Raw genomic sequence first — 16,448 nt, forward strand, 5'->3', positions numbered from 1 at the left:
TTTGGCGCAAGGGTATTGCTAGATCCGTGCTTTCAGGTAATCCGCCAGTTGCGATGCCGCGCTGGAGGCGCCGCCGGCGAGTCGCATGATGACATTGACGGAACCCGGGTGCGGCAGGCGCTTGCCGTCGGGCAGCAGATCGATAATGGCAATGTTTTCAGGTACGGTACTGCGTGCCAGTACGGTAATACCCAGCCCGCTGTTTAACGCCGCGGTGAGACCGGAAAAGTCGGTGTTGGTGTAAGTAATACGGTACGGTTGATGAATTCGTTGCAAACATTGCTCGGCACGGCGCCGGTAAATACAGCCTTCCGGCGCCACAACCAACGGAAAACTCGGTTGCTCCATTAACGCCGATGACCCCACCCAGACCAACTCCTCGCGCTGAATCAGCACGTCGCTCTTATTGGTTTGCTCACGCAGCGCAAGGATAATATCAAACTGTTGACCAAGCCCGGTCAGTAAGTCTTTACTTAATGCAGAGGTAACCTGCAGAGTTACCTGCGGATAGACTTGCGCGAACTGCCCTAACACGCTGGGTAGCAAACTGGAGGCAAATTCACTGGTAATGCCCAATCGCACTTTACCACTGACCTGCTGGGGCTCGAATTGCGCCCAGGCCTGATCGTTCAAGGCCAACAGCCGTTGCGCGTAATCGAATAATACTTCGCCGTCGGCTGTTAACGCGAATCCAGTGCCGTGACGGGTTAATAATTCCACCCCGACTTGTTGCTCCAGTTTTTTTAACTGCAGACTGATCGCTGGCTGCGAACGTCCCATGCGCTCACCGGCTGCGGTCATGCTGCCGAGCTCAATCACGGTGGTAAAGCTGCGCAACGCCTCTAGAGACAGGTGCTTCATTGTAAGACCTTATAATGTATGCGTCAGGTATTTAAAAAATTAATGCCATTATAAGCAATATTCATTTTTAGTTTAAGTCGAACCCGCCTATAATTTGCGCCCATTACGTCAGTAAAACTTTTCTTAAAAAAGGATCGCGTTATGGGTAGCAAAACGCCACTGTACGATGCACACGTAAAAGCCGGTGCGAAGATGGTTGATTTTCATGGCTGGGACATGCCATTGAACTATGGTTCGCAAATCGAAGAGCACCACGCTGTGCGTCGCGACTGCGGCGTATTCGACGTGTCGCACATGACCATCGTCGATGTGGAAGGCCCTCAAGCTCAGGCCTTTTTACGTTACCTGCTGGCCAACGATGTCGCCAAGTTGAAAACGGAAGGTAAAGCACAGTACACCAGTATGCTGAATGAAAACGGCGGTGTTATTGATGACCTGATCGTTTACCACTTCTCTGAGACGTCCTACCGTATGGTCGTGAACTCAGCGACCCGTGACCGTGATCTGGCCTGGATCGAAAAGATCGCCGCGAACTTTGACGTTACCACCAAAGAACGCGATGACATGGGCATGCTCGCTTTGCAAGGGCCGAATGCGGCAGAAAAAATTCAACAGGTGCTGAGCGCTGAGCAGTACGCTGAAATCGACGGTATGAAACCGTTCGTCGGCAAACAAGTCGGTGACTACTTTATCGCGACCACCGGTTATACCGGCGAGAAGGGGTATGAAATTGTGGTTCCGGCCGAGCAACTGGTCAATCTTTGGGATGCGCTGTTAGCGGCCAACGTTGCGCCTTGTGGTCTGGGCGCACGCGACACGCTGCGACTGGAAGCCGGAATGAATTTGTACGGCCAGGATATGGATGAAAACATCACTCCGTTGGAAGCCAACATGGGTTGGAGTGTGGCGTTTGAGCCGGCCGACCGCGACTTTATTGGTCGCAAAGCATTAGAAGCGCTGAAAGAAAAAGGCCACGATAAGTTGGTTGGATTGGTGATGGAAACCAAAGGCGTATTACGTCACGGTCAAAAAGTGACCGTTGAGGGTGGCGAAGGTGTCATTACATCTGGTACATTCTCGCCTACACTTGGTTTCTCAGTCGCGATGGCGCGTGTTCCTGCAACCGTCGGTGAAACCGCCGAAGTAGAAATGCGGAAGAAGCAAGTGCCGGTAAAAGTGGTCAAGCCGAGCTTCGTGCGAAACGGTCAATCTGTTTTATAATAACGTTTTAAAGTTGAACTACAGGAAGTCATTATGAGCAACATTCCAGCCGATCTGAAATACGCATCAACCCACGAGTGGGTTCGTGACGAAGGTGACGGCACCTTCACCGTAGGTATCACCGAACACGCACAGGACCTGCTGGGCGATATGGTGTTCGTTGAGCTGCCTGACGTAGGCGACAAAGTAGAAACCGGCGATGACATCGCAGTGGCAGAATCGGTGAAAGCGGCGTCTGACATCTATGCACCGATCAGCGGTGAAATCGTGGCCGTCAATGAAGATTTAGAAGACGCTCCAGAAACCGTCAATAACGACCCATACGGCGACGGCTGGCTGTTTAAGATTAAAGCAGATGACAGCGGTGAGTTAAGTAACCTGCTGGATGCAGACGCGTATGAAGCGTCTATCGACGAAGACTAACGTCATTATGTAATAGCAGACATGGAACGTCGCGAACCCCGGAGCTCTCAGCCGGGGTTCGTTGTTTTTCTCAAACAGAAATTTCCCTATTTGTACGAGGCCGAGGTAAATGACCAGTACTACCCTGACGCAATTAGAACATCATGATGAATTTATTGGCCGCCACATTGGCCCAAGTGCCGACGAGCAAAAAGCTATGCTCGACGTGCTTGGCGCTGAATCACTGGAAGCGCTGACCAAAGACACGGTTCCCGGCAGCATTTTACGTGAACCTTTTCTACAGGTTGGCGAGCCAAAAACGGAGCGTGAAGCGCTGGCGCAGCTGAAGGCCATCGCTAAGAAGAACCAGATCTTCACCTCTTACATCGGCATGGGTTACTACGATACCGTTACGCCGAATGTCATTTTGCGTAACGTACTGGAAAACCCGGGCTGGTACACCGCGTATACCCCATATCAGCCAGAAATCGCACAAGGTCGTCTAGAAGCGCTGCTGAACTTCCAGCAAATGACTATGGATTTGACCGGCCTGGATTTGGCCAGCGCGTCGTTGTTGGATGAAGCCACCGCAGCGGCCGAAGCAATGGCGATGGCAAAACGTGTATCGAAGAACAAAAAATCGAACGCATTTTATATTGCCGACAACGTCTATCCACAGACCATCGACGTGGTGAAAACGCGAGCGGAATACTTTGGTTTTGAAATCATTGTCGGCCCGGCTCGTGAAGCCTCCGATCACGACGTGTTTGGTGCATTGTTGCAGTACCCGGACAAAACCGGTGAACTGCATAACATCGAACAGTTAATTGGCGAGTTGCAGGAAAACAAAGCCATTGTCGCCGTGGCGTCGGATCTGATGAGCCTGTTGATGCTGAAAGCGCCCGGGGAAATGGGTGCGGACATGGTGTTTGGTAACGCCCAACGTTTTGGCGTACCCATGGGCTACGGTGGTCCACACGCGGCGTTTTTCGCTACCCGCGATAAGTTCAAGCGCTCGCTACCGGGTCGCATCATCGGCGTTTCGAAAGACAGCCGCGGTCGTCCTGCACTGCGCATGGCTATGCAGACCCGTGAACAGCACATCCGCCGCGAGAAAGCCAACTCCAACATCTGTACGGCGCAAGTGTTACTGGCCAATATGGCGTCGTTTTATGCCGTTTACCATGGCCCGCAAGGTCTGCGTCGCATCGCCAACCGCATCCACCGTTTAACCGACATCGTTGCGCTGGGTCTGCAGGACAAAGGCGTCAAAATCAACAACGGTCATTGGTTTGACACACTGACGTTCGAACTGGCGGATAACGCCACTGAGGTGTTGGCGCGCTCGAAGAATGCTGGCATCAACTTACGTAACGACGGCAATGGCGTATTTGGCGTGAGCCTGGACGAAGCGAAGACCCGCCAGGATGTCGAAGTCCTGTTCCAGGTACTGTTTGGTGACGATCACGGTCTTGATGTTGACGTGCTCGACAGCCGTGTTGCCAGTGGCGAAGTGGAGTCTATCCCGGCGGTATTAGTGCGCCAGTCAGAGTTTCTGACGCATCCGGTATTTAACGAATACCACTCAGAAACCGAAATGCTGCGTTACATTAAAAAGCTCGAAAACAAAGACCTGGCACTGAACCATTCGATGATTTCGTTGGGATCGTGCACCATGAAGCTGAACGCTACCGCCGAAATGATTCCGGTGACCTGGCCGGAATTCGGTCAGTTACACCCGTTCTGTCCGGTAGAACAGGCACAAGGGTATGCTGAGCTGGTTGCAACTCTGTCGGACTGGTTAATCGACATCACCGGTTACGATGCGCTGTCGATGCAGCCTAACTCCGGTGCACAGGGCGAGTATGCGGGTCTGTTGGCCATTCAGAAGTACCATGAAAGCCGTGGCGAAGCCCATCGCGATATCTGCCTGATCCCGAGTTCAGCGCACGGTACCAACCCAGCGTCGGCACAAATGATGAACATGAAAGTAGTTGTCGTAGACTGTGATAAAAACGGCAACGTCGACATGGACGATCTTAAGGCGAAAGCCGAAGAAGCGGGCGACAACCTGTCGTGCATCATGGTCACCTATCCGTCGACTCACGGTGTGTACGAAGAAGGCATCCGCGAAATTTGTGATCTGGTGCACAGCTATGGCGGTCAGGTTTACATGGACGGTGCCAACATGAACGCTCAGGTTGGAGTTACCTCGCCAGGTTATATTGGCTCGGACGTGTCGCACTTAAACCTGCATAAAACCTTCTGTATTCCACACGGTGGTGGCGGCCCTGGTATGGGTCCGATTGGCGTCAAGGCGCACTTGAAGGACTTTCTGCCAAACCACAGTGTGATTACTCTGGATAGCACAAAAGCCGGCAACGGTGCGGTTTCTGCAGCACAATTTGGTAGTGCCAGCATTCTGCCAATCTCGTGGATGTACATCGCGATGATGGGTGGTCGTGGCCTGCGTGAAGCGTCAGAAGTAGCTATTTTAAACGCTAACTATGTCGCCGAGCAGTTGAGCAAGCACTTCAAGATCCTTTACCGCGGCCGCAATAACCGGGTTGCCCATGAGTGCATCATCGACCTACGTCCGTTAAAAGAAGCCGCTGGTATCGCCGAAATCGACGTCGCCAAACGCTTACAGGATTACGGCTTCCATTCACCGACCATGAGTTTCCCGGTAGCGGGTACCATTATGGTCGAGCCGACCGAGTCGGAGTCGAAAGCCGAGCTGGATCGCTTTATCGAAGCCTTGGTCAGCATTAAGAAAGAGGCCGATAAAGTTGCCGCAGGTGAATGGCCGAAGGACAACAACCCATTGGTCAATGCACCGCATACACTGGCTGACATTACCGATGCCGAATGGGATCGTCCATATGACCGTCAGGTAGCAACCTATCCGGTTGAAGCCGTCGGCTACGACAAGTTCTGGCCAACGGTTAACCGTATTGACGATGTCTTTGGTGACCGTAACCTGATGTGTTCATGCCCGAGCATTGAAGAGTATCGGTAGCGAGTGCGTTTGACGCCCCTGCGACACCAGCAGGTGACACCGAAAAAGCGAAAAGCCCTCTCATTATTAGAGGGCTTTTTCATCGGTGACTTCGTCCAGTATCTGTTCCATCAGTTCCAAGTTGTGTGCAAACACAATGCGCTGCGATTTAAACAATTGTGGTAATTCTATCAGCAGCACGGTCAGCAACAGAATAATACCCAGCGGCGCAAACATCGGCAGCAGTAGCAGTCCGACCAGCATCAGTACAACATTGATCATGCCTCGTGTGGTTTTGCCCAGATAAAAGTGGTGTAAGCCGGCAACAAAAAAATAATTTAATACGGCATAGGTATCCGGATCTTTCAGTCGTTCACGTTCAAGCCGGTAATACTGTTTGCGTTGTTCATCGCTCAACGCCCGTATTTTTTCGCGGAGCCGGTCCTCTTCGTCTTTAAGATCTTGCATCCTGATGCGGTCCTTGTTCATGAGACCCTACAGGGTCATATGTTTTGTTGACGCAGTCGGGGTCGTTACAGCGACGAATTCTGGCCCAGCCGAGCTTAAGCCCGCGCCCGATACCATGCTGGCTGATGGCCTGGTAGGTGTATTCTGAACAGGAAGGCTCAAAATTACATTCGGTATTAAAAAACCGCCTGGAGCCCCCGCGTCGTTGGTACCAGCGAATCGCAGAAAGTAACGCCCGTTGCATCAATGTTATTTACGTCCCAGCGTTAAAATGGCCGCCTCGCGAGTCCAGAACAACCAGAAACGCTTCTGTTCGATAACCTGAAAGACCAGTTGCCAACCATTCGCAGCTTCTTCATTCAGTACCGACTCGATACGTTTTAATGGTAGACCGCTGGAGCCCAGAAGCAAGGTACCGCAACCGCCTTCGGCAACATGAATGACTTTATATTCTGTAAAATCCGACATTGTCTAATTCCCTATTTTTTAACAACTTTTATAACTTAAAGCAGGGGGAAGAGGACGTCAATCTTATCCGTTTGTCGGAGATCTCTTACTGATTGCGGATTTTTTCAAAAAAGGCCTCGGCAGGGAGTGGATGAGAAAAATAATAACCTTGCCCGAATTCACAGCCGGTACGATGCAAGTATTGTGCTTGTTCCGGGTGTTCAATGCCTTCGGCGACTAATTTCATCTGCATACTGTTTGCCATTGCGATAATGGTTTTTATCAGTGACTCATCGTGTTGACTGCCGGGCACTCTGGCAACAAAAGAGCGATCAATCTTAAGCACGTCGGCACGTAGTCGTGTGAGGTAGGATAACGAGGAATAACCGGTCCCAAAATCATCAATCGCCCAGCGAAAGCCTTTGTCTTTGAGCGTGTTGACTTGCTTGATGTTGGTCTCTGGTGAACGCATAACCGCAGACTCGGTCAGTTCGAAAATGAGGGCATCCGGTGCGATTCCTTGCGTCAGTTCAAGCACCCGTTGACAGAAACTGCTCGACTCCAACTGCTTATTAGAGATGTTGATCGAGAGTGGGCCAGGCAGTGGCGAGCCTGCTGCCTGCCAGTCCTTAAGCTGTTTGACGGCGGCCTGAAGAACCCAGTCACCGAGTGCAGGCATAAGCCCTCGCTCTTCGGCCAGCGGAATAAACTCTGCCGGGCTGACCCAGCCTAAATCTTCATCATACCAGCGGCACAGTGCCTCAGCGCCGACAATAGCACCATCTTTTAGGGCCACTTGTGGTTGAAAGTGTAAGCTGAATTTATCGTCTCTCAGAGCGCGCAGAAAGCGATCAAATAATCGCTGCCGTTGTTTTAACGATTCCACCATCTGCTCGGCAAACAGCATCAACTTACAGTTCGCGACCTTTGCTTCGGCCAGCGCTACGGAGGCTTTGCGCAACAACTCGTTGGCATTGACGGGTAGCGTTGAAGGATCACGCTTGGCGGCACCGATACAGATATCCAGAAAGAATTCGTGCTGGCCACAGTTTATGGGTTCATAAAACCATTGATCGATCTCAGCGGCCATCGCCTCCACCGTTGCTTGCCAACGTGGATTGGGCACAATGGCAAACTCATCACTGGAAAAACGTGCAATAAAGCCACGTGACGCGATGCGCGATTGTAAACGATCAGCAACGGCATAAAGCACCGTATCGCCGGTGCTATGGCTGTGCAGGTCATTAATGTCTTTAAACCGACGCAAATCAACCAATAACACGGTGTGTACATCATTCTGGTGGCGCAGGTATTCGCGCAATTGCTGGCGATTGGGCAGGCCAGTGACTTCGTCTTCGTAGGTTAGCGTCTGGATGTGGCTCTTTTTTGACGATAACTCGAGTTCTGAACCGACCTGTGCGGCAGCGATACGGAGAATCTCGACGTTGTCGGTGTCCATAAAGGTTGCTGAAGTCGACATGGCTCCAATCAGACCAATTTTGCGGCCATCAGAGGTTACGATGGGCATCCCAAAATAACTTTCGACACCAAGATCGGCAAGCAGTAAATCGTCGGGAAATTGTTTGGCAACGCCTCGCTGATATTGACAAGGCTCACGTTCAGGGATGGTTTCACAGGGTGTTCCGGTCAACGGGTAACTGAAGTTATCTAACAGTTTACCGCGACCTGATACGGCGAGCGTTTCAGCGACATTGTCGTTGTCGGCGATACGCGCAATCATGACGTACTCAACATCGAGAATATTGGCAAGTTCGTGTGCAAGTTGAGGCAAAAAATCCTCGTAACCTGTGCGGGTCATGGCATTGGCCAGCCGGCTGAATTTTGAGTCGCGTTGTGACAGCGTCGTCATATCATTTTTATTCGCATTAAACGTGAGTCTGTTTGACTACTATACACTGCCAATTATTTTTGTAAGAAGATAGTTGTTATGGAGCTATGTTATTAAAAAAATAACATTTCTTTAGCGCTGTTTATACTGAGTGGGGCAGTAGCCGCGTTCGACGGCCTTTGGTCTGAGTTGACGATGTTTGGTTGTGCGCCCGTTTACACGCGCTCGCCAAAGCCGGAAACTGCCGGGTTTCAGTTGTTGGCGCATAAATTTTCGCAGCGCTTGCTCGGATAAACCAAATTGCGCCTCGATGGCTTCAAAAGGCGTACGATCTTCCCAGGCCATTTCGATGATGCGTGACTGTTCTGCTGCTGTAAACCTCATGACGACTCCGACAAATAAGCGCTAGTAACCTTTAGTTGACCTGAAGCGGCCGCTCTATTGAGCCATCGTTAGCGATTGTTGGCTCCAGGTGGTGCGGTTTCGACCGCCTCGTTTGCTCTTATAAAGTGCTAAATCTGCTTGTTTATAAGCGCTTTTAAAGGGCTCAGCGTCACTGATCAGGGTGGCGCCAATGGATACCGTGACCGCAAGGCTTGAGCCATCGGCCAATTGAAATTTGTTGTTCTCGACACCCCGCCGAATTTTTTCCAACACACTATCGGCCTGAGCTTGATTAAGGCCGGTAATGATTAAGGCAAATTCTTCACCACCAATGCGCGTCAACGTATCGGTAGTCCGTATCAGACCGGCGATTTTTAGCGCCGTCTGCTGCAACATTTTGTCACCTATATCATGGCCAAACGTATCGTTAATGGTTTTAAAATGGTCGATATCAATGAGCGCAAAACAACAGCTCTTGCTATTGGTGTGGCGCTGCAAGGTTAACTCGTTAAAGCGTTCGGTTAAGTACAGGCGGTTGCTCAAGCCGGTTAAAAAGTCGGTATAAGCGAGCTTTTCCAAGCGCTTGGTTTTCGACGAGTTAATTAATATGGTTTCGATTGCCGAACAGATCAGTCCCATTAACTCAATATCCAGTTCCGAGAACGGATGTGAACGCACCTGCGGACTGGAAAAGTTGACGGTTCCCCACACTGTGCCGTTAATGGTAATTGGCAGACCCAGATAGGTTTGTAGCTGAAACTGTTGATAACAGGGATGACCGGCATAAGGCTTACTTTTGGACGCGTGCGTGGTGGCAACGACGTTTTCAGCTTCCAGAGTAATCGAACAATAGGTGTCACCTAGGTCAAAGCGTGATCCCGGCGGCACAGGGTCGTGATCGGCGTATGAAAATTTAACGGTATACAGGGTATCTTCAACCTGGCTGACGATACCGTACTGAGTGTTCAGGTAATGACACCCCAGCCTCAGTAATTCGTTAATGCGGTCGGTGGACAGGGTTTGCGTCTGTCGATTGACCACATCGTGAACCGCCCGCAAAACTTCGGCGGCACTGGCATACTCGGTGACATCATTAATGATCGCGAAAAAGCCGTTAACCCGGCCGGTTTTGTTCTCGATGTTAGGTACGTACTTTACGTCAAGCTGGAAACTGCGACCATCGACAAAGGTTACCTTGTCGGTAAAACTGACTTCGTCACCGGCAAGAACGCGCTGATGATACAGCGTGATCTGTTGATAAGATTCCGCACCAATGATTTCGCTGATGAATTTACCTTTAACTTGATGAAGCTCAAGACCAATGAAGTTTCGATAAGCCTGATTGACGTGTTGATACCGTCCTTGGTTATCTACGTAAGCCATCATCAGAGGCAGTGAATCTGCTAATTTCTTAAAGGCGCGATCGACTTTCATTACGTCCTGTTAATACCGTTTAAAATAGACGAATCGTGGCATATAGTGCCACTAAACACCATACCCATTTTGTGGTGGTTATAGGCTGTTATTGTCGCTTAATCAACCCATTTCTTCGGTTCTTAGCCTATTGGTACTTGCGCCCCTGGCGTGATTTTGTTTCACTAAAAAGGAAATCTTGTCGGAGTGCCTCGCTTATCAAACAAGCAGGCTGAGACCGCACTGCGGGATCCGTTGAACCTGATCAGGCTAATACCTGCGAAGGGAACAAGAGAGTGTCAGCTACGATGGTTCTGAACCGTCGATCGGTTGTGTCACTCCGTTCAACACTCCTGACAAGCAACTCTAACCTTAACGATTGAGAGTATGCTATGTCATCGAACCAACGTCAGTATCGGCAACAGGCCGAATCTTTTTTAAAAAACCTCAGCGGTGCTTATTTCCCAAACTCAACACGTGAGTTTCTGCATGGCTCGCGAGCCGATATTCGTGTGCCCTATCGACGCATTCATCTGAGTAAAAGTTTGCACCAGCCCTCGCCCGGAATTGCGATGCCAGATAACCCACCGCTGGACGTTTACGATACTTCCAGCGTGTACGGCGAACCTGGAGCTAACATCGACATCGAACAAGGGCTGGTCAAATTACGTCAGCGCTGGATAGCTGAACGCCAGAGTAGCCAGGAAAGAGGGGTAACCCAACTCGCGTATGCCCGCAAAGGCATTATCACTCCAGAAATGGAATACGTCGCGTTGCGGGAAAATCTTGGCCGTGAACACCTGGCAAATCCAATAACCGCCGAGTTTGTGCGTGACGAAATAGCCCAGGGTCGTGCGATTCTGCCGGCCAACGTCAATCATCCCGAATCGGAACCGATGATCATTGGTCGCAACTTTTTGGTCAAAGTAAACGCCAATATTGGCAACTCGTCCGTTAGCTCTTCGATTGAAGAAGAAGTGGAGAAACTGGTCTGGGCCACCCGCTGGGGCGCCGACACCATTATGGATTTGTCCACCGGTCGCAATATTCATCAAACCCGCGAGTGGATATTACGTAACAGCCCCGTGCCTATCGGTACGGTACCGATTTATCAGGCGCTGGAACGGGTTAACGGTATCGCTGAGAAGTTAACCTGGACAACCTTTAAGGAGGTGTTGCTGGAACAAGCAGAGCAAGGGGTTGATTACTTTACGATTCATGCGGGCGTATTGCACGACTACATTGCGCTGACGTCCCGCCGGGTCACCGGAATTGTTTCGCGTGGTGGCTCGATTATGGCGAAATGGTGCATGGCTCACCAACAGGAAAACTTTTTATACCAGCATTTTCATGAAATTTGTGCGATCTGTGCCGAGTACGATGTTTCGCTGTCACTGGGCGATGGGCTGCGCCCCGGCTCCATTGCCGACGCCAATGATGAGGCACAGTTTGCAGAACTCAGAACGTTGGGTGAGCTGACCAAAATTGCCTGGCAATACGATGTGCAAGTGATGATTGAGGGACCCGGGCACGTTCCCATGCACAAAATCAAAGAGAATATGGATGAGCAACTGAAACACTGCCATGAGGCACCGTTTTACACGCTCGGACCGCTGACCACGGATATTGCCCCCGGCTATGATCATATTACCTCCGGCATTGGCGCGGCAATGATAGGGGCCTTTGGCTGTGCCATGTTGTGTTACGTCACACCAAAAGAGCACCTGGGCCTGCCTAACAAAGAGGATGTAAAGCAGGGGCTGATCGCCTACAAAATTGCTGCCCATGCCGCGGACTTGGCAAAAGGGCATCCCGGGGCGCAGGCGCGTGATGACGCCATGTCAAAAGCGCGTTTCGAATTCCGTTGGGACGATCAGTTTAATTTAGCGCTCGATCCGTTAACGGCGCGGGCTTATCACGATGAAACTTTGCCGCAGGAATCGAATAAAACCGCACAATTTTGTTCGATGTGCGGGCCTAAATTCTGTTCGATGAAGATTTCCCATGAAGTGCGACAGTATGGTTCACAGCGGATTAACATCAAGGTGAAAGACGCGGCAGAGGTGAGCCCATGAGCAAACCGGTGGTTTGGACCATTGCCGGCTCTGACAGCGGTGGAGGAGCCGGCATTCAGGCTGATCTGCACACCTTTGCTGATTTTGCCGTGCATGGGTGTTCCGTCATTACCGCGGTAACCGCACAAAACTCGGTGACGACGCGGGGTATCTATGGCCTCAGTAGTACAGAAATCAAAGCGCAATTAACGTGCTTACTGGATGACATGCCGCCACAGGCCATCAAAATCGGACTTATCAGTAATTCCGCGCAGTTGCAGGCGATTGCGGACTTTCTGAACCGGTGGCCGGAACGGATTGAGCGTCCCTTTGTGGTCTGGGATCCGGTGAACATCAGTACGCAGCGGGACTGTCTGTCGTCGCTCACGCCCGATGAATGCCGCGCACTCATGACCGAAGTGGACGTGATGACTCCTAATACGGACGAATTAGAATGGCTGTCCGGGACAGCGGTATTTGACCAGCCATCGCTGGTGCGGGCCAGCGGTATGCTATTGGAGAGCGGCTGTAAAGCGGTGCTGGCGACAGGCGTTCACGTTGACGACGACGGCGGTCGTGTTTGCGATCATTTGTATCGCAGCGACCGTCAGCAACGCTTTTGTCATGAGTACCTGAGTACCACTCATGACCATGGCACCGGTTGCACGCTGTCGGCGGCCATCGCTGCCGCAGTTGCCCATGGCTACCCGCTGGAGGACGCACTGGTGCTTGCTCATGCATACGTGCATAAGGGTTTACGCTGCGCGGAAGGGGTTGGCTCTGGGCCGGGACCCGTCGCTCACACGGGCTGGCCTACCGAATTGGAAAACTTCCCGCAAGTCTGTTGTAAGACGTTGCCGGTGAGCGATGTCCGCTTTGCGCCACTGAAGTACTCACCCGCGTTGTACCCCGTGGTGGACTCGGTTGAGTGGCTGCAACAATTGCTTGAGCTGGGGCTGCGGACCTTGCAATTGCGCATCAAGCGCACACCGGATAAGTCGTTAGAGCAACAAATAAAAACCGCAGTAGCCCTTAGCAGACACTACGATGCGCAAATTTTTATCAATGATCACTGGGCGTTGGCGCTTAAATACGGCGCTTTTGGGGTGCACCTTGGGCAGCAGGATCTGGCCGATGCTGATCTTAATGCCATCGCCCAGGCAGGACTGCGGTTAGGCATTTCTACCCATGGCTATACCGAAATGCTGATAGCCCTGCGCTGTCGTCCGTCTTATATCGCGTTGGGACATATCTTCCCGACCAGAACCAAGGTGATGCCGTCGCAGCCTCAGGGCACCAAGCGATTGCGGGATTATGTGGCATTGCTGTCTGCAACCGACATTCCAACGGTCGCGATTGGCGGGATTAACCTTGCTAACCTCGACGAGGTGATGGCTACCGGAGTGGATGGTGTTGCTGTGGTGACGGCTATCACTCAGGCGGAATCCGTTGAGGACGCTGTGCGGCGTCTAATGGCGCGGTTGGAGGTTCGTTGTGCTGAGTGACGAACAGTACCTTCGCTATGCCGCACAAATCGCGACGGCCACAGTTGGTGAGCATGGCCAACAGGCGTTAGCCCGGGCGCAGGTTACTGTGGTTGGGCTTGGCGGGCTTGGTTGTGCGGCCGCACATTATCTCGCCGGTGCCGGTATTGGCCGGCTCACGCTGCTCGACGCTGACGTGGTTCAACTGAGTAATTTGCAGCGACAGACGTTATACAGCACTGCGGATGTCGGACACGCGAAAGCGGACTGCGCCGCGAAACGGTTGGCTGCCGTTAACCCGACAATATCCCTGCAGGCAATGCAGCAACGAGTCACAGCAGCTAACGTCTGCCAGTTGCTTAGCGGCAGCGATCTGGTGCTGGACTGTACCGACAACCTGGCGTCCCGCTATCTCATCAATGACCAGTGTTATGCGCTGGGCATACCGCTACTGAGCGCGGCAGCCGAGGGGATGAACGGGCAGTTATTGTGTCTGCACCCACAGCACGCCCATGGTTGCTACCAATGTTTGTACCCCAGTGGTGTGCAACAGAGCGCGGCCTGTGAACGAGTGGGTGTTGTTGGCGCGGTGGTCGGCATGATGGGCACCCTGCAGGCGTTGCAGGCGGTTAAAGTACTCACCGGCACTGAAGTTGAGTGGGGCAAACTGTTTCTTTTTGACGGGCTAAACCTGAGCTGGCAGTCGCTGAATCTGCCGCGTTCAGTGCAGTGCCCGCGATGTGGAGGTAACGATGGAAATTAACGTTAACGGACGACCACTGACCGCAGTAGCCGATCTCTCGCTGCAACAATTGCTGCAGCAACAGGGCGTTAATGGCAAAGCCATTGCGGTCGCGATTAATGATGACGTGGTACACCGCGAGCAGTGGCCAACGCTCACACTTCAACCGGGTGATCGTGTCACTCTGGTTACCGTCGTCGCAGGAGGTTGAAGATGCTTAAGATTGCGGATAGGGCGTTTTCTTCAAGGCTACTGGTTGGTAGCGGTAAATATCGCAGCGCGCAGGTTATGCACGATGCGATTGCCGCCTCCGGCAGTGAGCTAATTACGTTTGCCTTAAAACGGGTTGAACTGGAACAACCGCAGGATGATTTGGTCACGCCGATACAGCAGTTGGGGCTGCAGTTGCTGCCGAATACGTCCGGCGCGAAAACTGCCGAACAGGCCGTGTTCGCGGCCAAACTGGCGCGTCAGGCGCTAGGTACTGACTGGGTGAAGCTGGAAATTCACCCTGACCCCAATTATTTACTGCCGGATCCGGTCGAAACCCTGACTGCCGCTGAACAATTGGTTAAACAGGGCTTTGTGGTGTTGCCCTACTGCGGCGCTGATCCGGTGTTGTGTAAGCGGCTGGAGGAAGCAGGTTGTGCCGCGGTGATGCCGCTGGGAGCGCCGATAGGATCGAATCGCGGTCTGATCAGTCGTGATTTTCTGCAGATAATCGTCGAGCAGGCGCAGGTGCCAGTGATCATTGACGCCGGTATCGGCGCGCCAAGTCACGCTGCCGAAGCTTTAGAAATGGGGGCTGATGCCGTACTGGTCAATACGGCCATTGCCACTGCCGCGGATCCAGTGGCGATGGCTGAAGCCTTTAAGCTCGCGGTACTGGCGGGTTATCAGGGGCGTCAGGCCGGGGGCCGGGCGCCAAGTATCGGGCGCGCGGAGGCTTCCAGTCCAATGACCAATTTTCTGGAGTCTCTATGAGCTTTTTTGCGCATTGGCAGAAGCTGAACTGGGATGCGTTAAGCCTGACGCTGTACAGCAAAACGGCGGCCGATGTTGAAGCCGCACTGACCAAGAAGAGCCTCAGTGATGATGATTTTATGGCGTTGGTGTCGCCGGCCGCGGAGGCTTACCTTGAGCCTCTGGCGACACGGTCGCAGGAGCTTACGCGGCAACGTTTTGGCAACACTCTGAGCTTATTCATTCCCTTATATTTATCCAACCTCTGTGCCAACGAATGCAGTTACTGCGGCTTCTCGATGAGCAACCGGTTGCGACGTAAAACCTTGTCGATGGCTGAAATTGAACAGGAATGCGCGGCGATTAAAGCGAAAGGTTACGACTCGGTGCTGGTGGTAACCGGCGAACATGAACGCAAAGTTGGGCGGCAATACTTTGCGCAGGCGTTACCCATCATTAAGTCGTACTTTAGTTATGTGATGTTTGAAGTACAGCCGCTGAGCCAGAAAGAATATCTTCAACTGTCATCGCTCGGCCTCAACGCTGTGATGGTTTATCAGGAAACCTATAATACTGCTGCTTATTGCCGGCACCACCTTAGGGGCAAGAAGGCGGATATCGAATGGCGACTGAATACGCCTGATCGGCTGGGGGCTGCCGGCATTGATAAAATCGGCTTAGGCAGCCTTATTGGTCTTGCTGACTGGCGCGTGGATAGCGTGTTTACCGCCATGCATTTAAGCTACTTACAACGTCGTTACTGGCGCAGTCGTTATTCCTTGTCCTTTCCGCGGTTACGCCCGTGTGCCGGGACTCAAGTTGACACTCATGTCATCAGCGATCGTCAGTTGGTGCAGCTTATCTGTGCTTATCGATTGCGTTTTCATGACGTTGAAATGAGCTTATCAACACGCGAACAGGCTAGACTTCGTGATGGCCTGTTTAACTTAGGCGTGACCGCGGTCAGCGCTGAGTCGAAAACACAGCCGGGCGGCTATGCCAATGCCACTGCCGAGCTGGAACAGTTTCGTATCGATGACAGCCGCAGCACGTCTGAGGTGGCGGCTGCCATTCGGGCACAGGGTTTGCAGCCAGTCTGGCGAGATTGGCTGTCGCAGTGGTGATTTGCTGAGGGAATGGCTTGTATATTGTTTGGTATTAG

General features: G+C 52.2%; 16 protein-coding genes and 1 riboswitch. Of the genes, 9 read left to right on the forward strand and 7 right to left on the reverse strand.

Annotated features, from left to right (window positions below; all coding sequences use genetic code 11):
• Nucleotides 1–18: 18 nt before the first annotated feature.
• A complete protein-coding gene (locus CWE23_RS10580; RefSeq protein WP_105307167.1) occupies nucleotides 19–861 on the reverse strand; it encodes a LysR family transcriptional regulator in 843 nt (280 codons plus the stop codon).
• Between the two features lie 141 nt (nucleotides 862–1,002).
• Here CWE23_RS10580 and gcvT point away from each other — a divergent pair, with 141 nt between their 5' ends.
• From gcvT to gcvP, 3 genes are all read left to right on the forward strand, one after another.
• Nucleotides 1,003–2,082 carry a glycine cleavage system aminomethyltransferase GcvT gene (gcvT, locus tag CWE23_RS10585; RefSeq protein ID WP_105307166.1) on the forward strand — a complete coding sequence of 360 codons (1,080 nt, stop codon included), beginning with the start codon at nucleotides 1,003–1,005 and terminating at the stop codon, nucleotides 2,080–2,082.
• 33 nt (nucleotides 2,083–2,115) lie between these two features.
• Complete coding sequence (gcvH, locus tag CWE23_RS10590; RefSeq protein ID WP_105307165.1) at nucleotides 2,116–2,505, forward strand: glycine cleavage system protein GcvH; 390 nt, start codon at nucleotides 2,116–2,118, stop codon at nucleotides 2,503–2,505.
• Between the two features lie 109 nt (nucleotides 2,506–2,614).
• Nucleotides 2,615–5,503: an aminomethyl-transferring glycine dehydrogenase gene (gene gcvP / locus CWE23_RS10595; RefSeq protein WP_105307164.1), complete on the forward strand. Its 2,889-nt coding sequence runs from the start codon at nucleotides 2,615–2,617 to the stop codon at nucleotides 5,501–5,503.
• A gap of 66 nt (nucleotides 5,504–5,569) precedes the next feature.
• Here the strand turns inward: gcvP and CWE23_RS10600 are convergent, their stop codons facing one another.
• The 6 genes from CWE23_RS10600 to CWE23_RS10625 all read right to left on the reverse strand — a co-directional run bounded on the left by CWE23_RS10600 (nucleotide 5,570) and on the right by CWE23_RS10625 (nucleotide 10,064).
• Nucleotides 5,570–5,950: a TM2 domain-containing protein gene (locus tag CWE23_RS10600; RefSeq protein ID WP_126820229.1), complete on the reverse strand. Its 381-nt coding sequence runs from the start codon at nucleotides 5,948–5,950 to the stop codon at nucleotides 5,570–5,572.
• On the reverse strand, nucleotides 5,937–6,194 hold the full coding sequence (gene yidD, locus CWE23_RS10605; RefSeq protein ID WP_241970622.1) for a membrane protein insertion efficiency factor YidD: 258 nt from the start codon (nucleotides 6,192–6,194) through the stop codon (nucleotides 5,937–5,939). Before yidD ends, CWE23_RS10600 begins: the two co-directional genes overlap by 14 nt.
• A 5-nt stretch (nucleotides 6,195–6,199) precedes the next feature.
• Nucleotides 6,200–6,418 (reverse strand): DUF4177 domain-containing protein, encoded by a 219-nt coding sequence (locus tag CWE23_RS10610; protein ID WP_105307146.1) that lies wholly within the window; start codon nucleotides 6,416–6,418, stop codon nucleotides 6,200–6,202.
• 85 nt (nucleotides 6,419–6,503) lie between these two features.
• The gene (locus CWE23_RS10615) at nucleotides 6,504–8,267 is read right to left on the reverse strand and encodes a putative bifunctional diguanylate cyclase/phosphodiesterase (RefSeq protein WP_126820230.1); all 1,764 of its coding nucleotides are present in this window, start codon (nucleotides 8,265–8,267) and stop codon (nucleotides 6,504–6,506) included.
• Between the two features lie 111 nt (nucleotides 8,268–8,378).
• Nucleotides 8,379–8,630, reverse strand: a complete 252-nt coding sequence (locus tag CWE23_RS10620; protein ID WP_105307144.1) for a TIGR03643 family protein — start codon at nucleotides 8,628–8,630, stop codon at nucleotides 8,379–8,381.
• A 54-nt stretch (nucleotides 8,631–8,684) separates the two neighbouring features.
• Nucleotides 8,685–10,064, reverse strand: a complete 1,380-nt coding sequence (locus tag CWE23_RS10625) for a sensor domain-containing diguanylate cyclase (protein ID WP_126820231.1) — start codon at nucleotides 10,062–10,064, stop codon at nucleotides 8,685–8,687.
• Between the two features lie 172 nt (nucleotides 10,065–10,236).
• A riboswitch (TPP riboswitch) is annotated at nucleotides 10,237–10,348 on the forward strand.
• 87 nt (nucleotides 10,349–10,435) lie between these two features.
• On the opposite strand from CWE23_RS10625, the gene thiC reads away from it, so the two are divergent.
• Genes thiC through thiH form a run of 6 tightly spaced genes read left to right on the forward strand, consistent with a single transcriptional unit; the run spans nucleotide 10,436 to nucleotide 16,410 of the window.
• Entirely contained in the window at nucleotides 10,436–12,118 is a 1,683-nt protein-coding gene (gene thiC / locus CWE23_RS10630; RefSeq protein ID WP_126820232.1) for a phosphomethylpyrimidine synthase ThiC, read from the forward strand.
• On the forward strand, nucleotides 12,115–13,602 hold the full coding sequence (thiE, locus tag CWE23_RS10635; RefSeq protein WP_126820233.1) for a thiamine phosphate synthase: 1,488 nt from the start codon (nucleotides 12,115–12,117) through the stop codon (nucleotides 13,600–13,602). The genes thiC and thiE overlap by 4 nt, the downstream gene beginning before the upstream one ends.
• Nucleotides 13,592–14,344: a HesA/MoeB/ThiF family protein gene (locus CWE23_RS10640; RefSeq protein ID WP_198678837.1), complete on the forward strand. Its 753-nt coding sequence runs from the start codon at nucleotides 13,592–13,594 to the stop codon at nucleotides 14,342–14,344. The genes thiE and CWE23_RS10640 overlap by 11 nt, the downstream gene beginning before the upstream one ends.
• Nucleotides 14,334–14,534: a sulfur carrier protein ThiS gene (gene thiS / locus CWE23_RS10645; RefSeq protein WP_126820234.1), complete on the forward strand. Its 201-nt coding sequence runs from the start codon at nucleotides 14,334–14,336 to the stop codon at nucleotides 14,532–14,534. The genes CWE23_RS10640 and thiS overlap by 11 nt, the downstream gene beginning before the upstream one ends.
• Nucleotides 14,535–14,536: 2 nt before the next feature.
• Complete coding sequence (locus CWE23_RS10650; RefSeq protein ID WP_105307139.1) at nucleotides 14,537–15,307, forward strand: thiazole synthase; 771 nt, start codon at nucleotides 14,537–14,539, stop codon at nucleotides 15,305–15,307.
• The gene (thiH, locus tag CWE23_RS10655; protein WP_126820235.1) at nucleotides 15,304–16,410 is read left to right on the forward strand and encodes a 2-iminoacetate synthase ThiH; all 1,107 of its coding nucleotides are present in this window, start codon (nucleotides 15,304–15,306) and stop codon (nucleotides 16,408–16,410) included. Before CWE23_RS10650 ends, thiH begins: the two co-directional genes overlap by 4 nt.
• Nucleotides 16,411–16,448: the final 38 nt, after the last annotated feature.

The organism is Idiomarina aquatica (assembly GCF_003987185.1).
GTDB lineage: Bacteria > Pseudomonadota > Gammaproteobacteria > Enterobacterales > Alteromonadaceae > Idiomarina > Idiomarina aquatica.

What these genes read in the sequence shown, in the direction of transcription:
- gcvP (WP_105307164.1), top strand. Translation starts at nt 2,615, where the DNA reads ATGACCAGTACTACCCTGACGCAATTAGAACATCATGATGAATTTATT.
- thiE (WP_126820233.1), top strand. Translation starts at nt 12,115, where the DNA reads ATGAGCAAACCGGTGGTTTGGACCATTGCCGGCTCTGACAGCGGTGGA.
- CWE23_RS10600 (WP_126820229.1), bottom strand. Translation starts at nt 5,950, where the DNA reads ATGCAAGATCTTAAAGACGAAGAGGACCGGCTCCGCGAAAAAATACGG.
- CWE23_RS10580 (WP_105307167.1), bottom strand. Translation starts at nt 861, where the DNA reads ATGAAGCACCTGTCTCTAGAGGCGTTGCGCAGCTTTACCACCGTGATT.
- yidD (WP_241970622.1), bottom strand. Translation starts at nt 6,194, where the DNA reads ATGCAACGGGCGTTACTTTCTGCGATTCGCTGGTACCAACGACGCGGG.
- CWE23_RS10625 (WP_126820231.1), bottom strand. Translation starts at nt 10,064, where the DNA reads ATGAAAGTCGATCGCGCCTTTAAGAAATTAGCAGATTCACTGCCTCTG.
- gcvT (WP_105307166.1), top strand. Translation starts at nt 1,003, where the DNA reads ATGGGTAGCAAAACGCCACTGTACGATGCACACGTAAAAGCCGGTGCG.
- CWE23_RS10610 (WP_105307146.1), bottom strand. Translation starts at nt 6,418, where the DNA reads ATGTCGGATTTTACAGAATATAAAGTCATTCATGTTGCCGAAGGCGGT.
- thiH (WP_126820235.1), top strand. Translation starts at nt 15,304, where the DNA reads ATGAGCTTTTTTGCGCATTGGCAGAAGCTGAACTGGGATGCGTTAAGC.
- CWE23_RS10620 (WP_105307144.1), bottom strand. Translation starts at nt 8,630, where the DNA reads ATGAGGTTTACAGCAGCAGAACAGTCACGCATCATCGAAATGGCCTGG.
- thiC (WP_126820232.1), top strand. Translation starts at nt 10,436, where the DNA reads ATGTCATCGAACCAACGTCAGTATCGGCAACAGGCCGAATCTTTTTTA.
- thiS (WP_126820234.1), top strand. Translation starts at nt 14,334, where the DNA reads ATGGAAATTAACGTTAACGGACGACCACTGACCGCAGTAGCCGATCTC.
- gcvH (WP_105307165.1), top strand. Translation starts at nt 2,116, where the DNA reads ATGAGCAACATTCCAGCCGATCTGAAATACGCATCAACCCACGAGTGG.
- CWE23_RS10615 (WP_126820230.1), bottom strand. Translation starts at nt 8,267, where the DNA reads ATGACGACGCTGTCACAACGCGACTCAAAATTCAGCCGGCTGGCCAAT.
- CWE23_RS10650 (WP_105307139.1), top strand. Translation starts at nt 14,537, where the DNA reads ATGCTTAAGATTGCGGATAGGGCGTTTTCTTCAAGGCTACTGGTTGGT.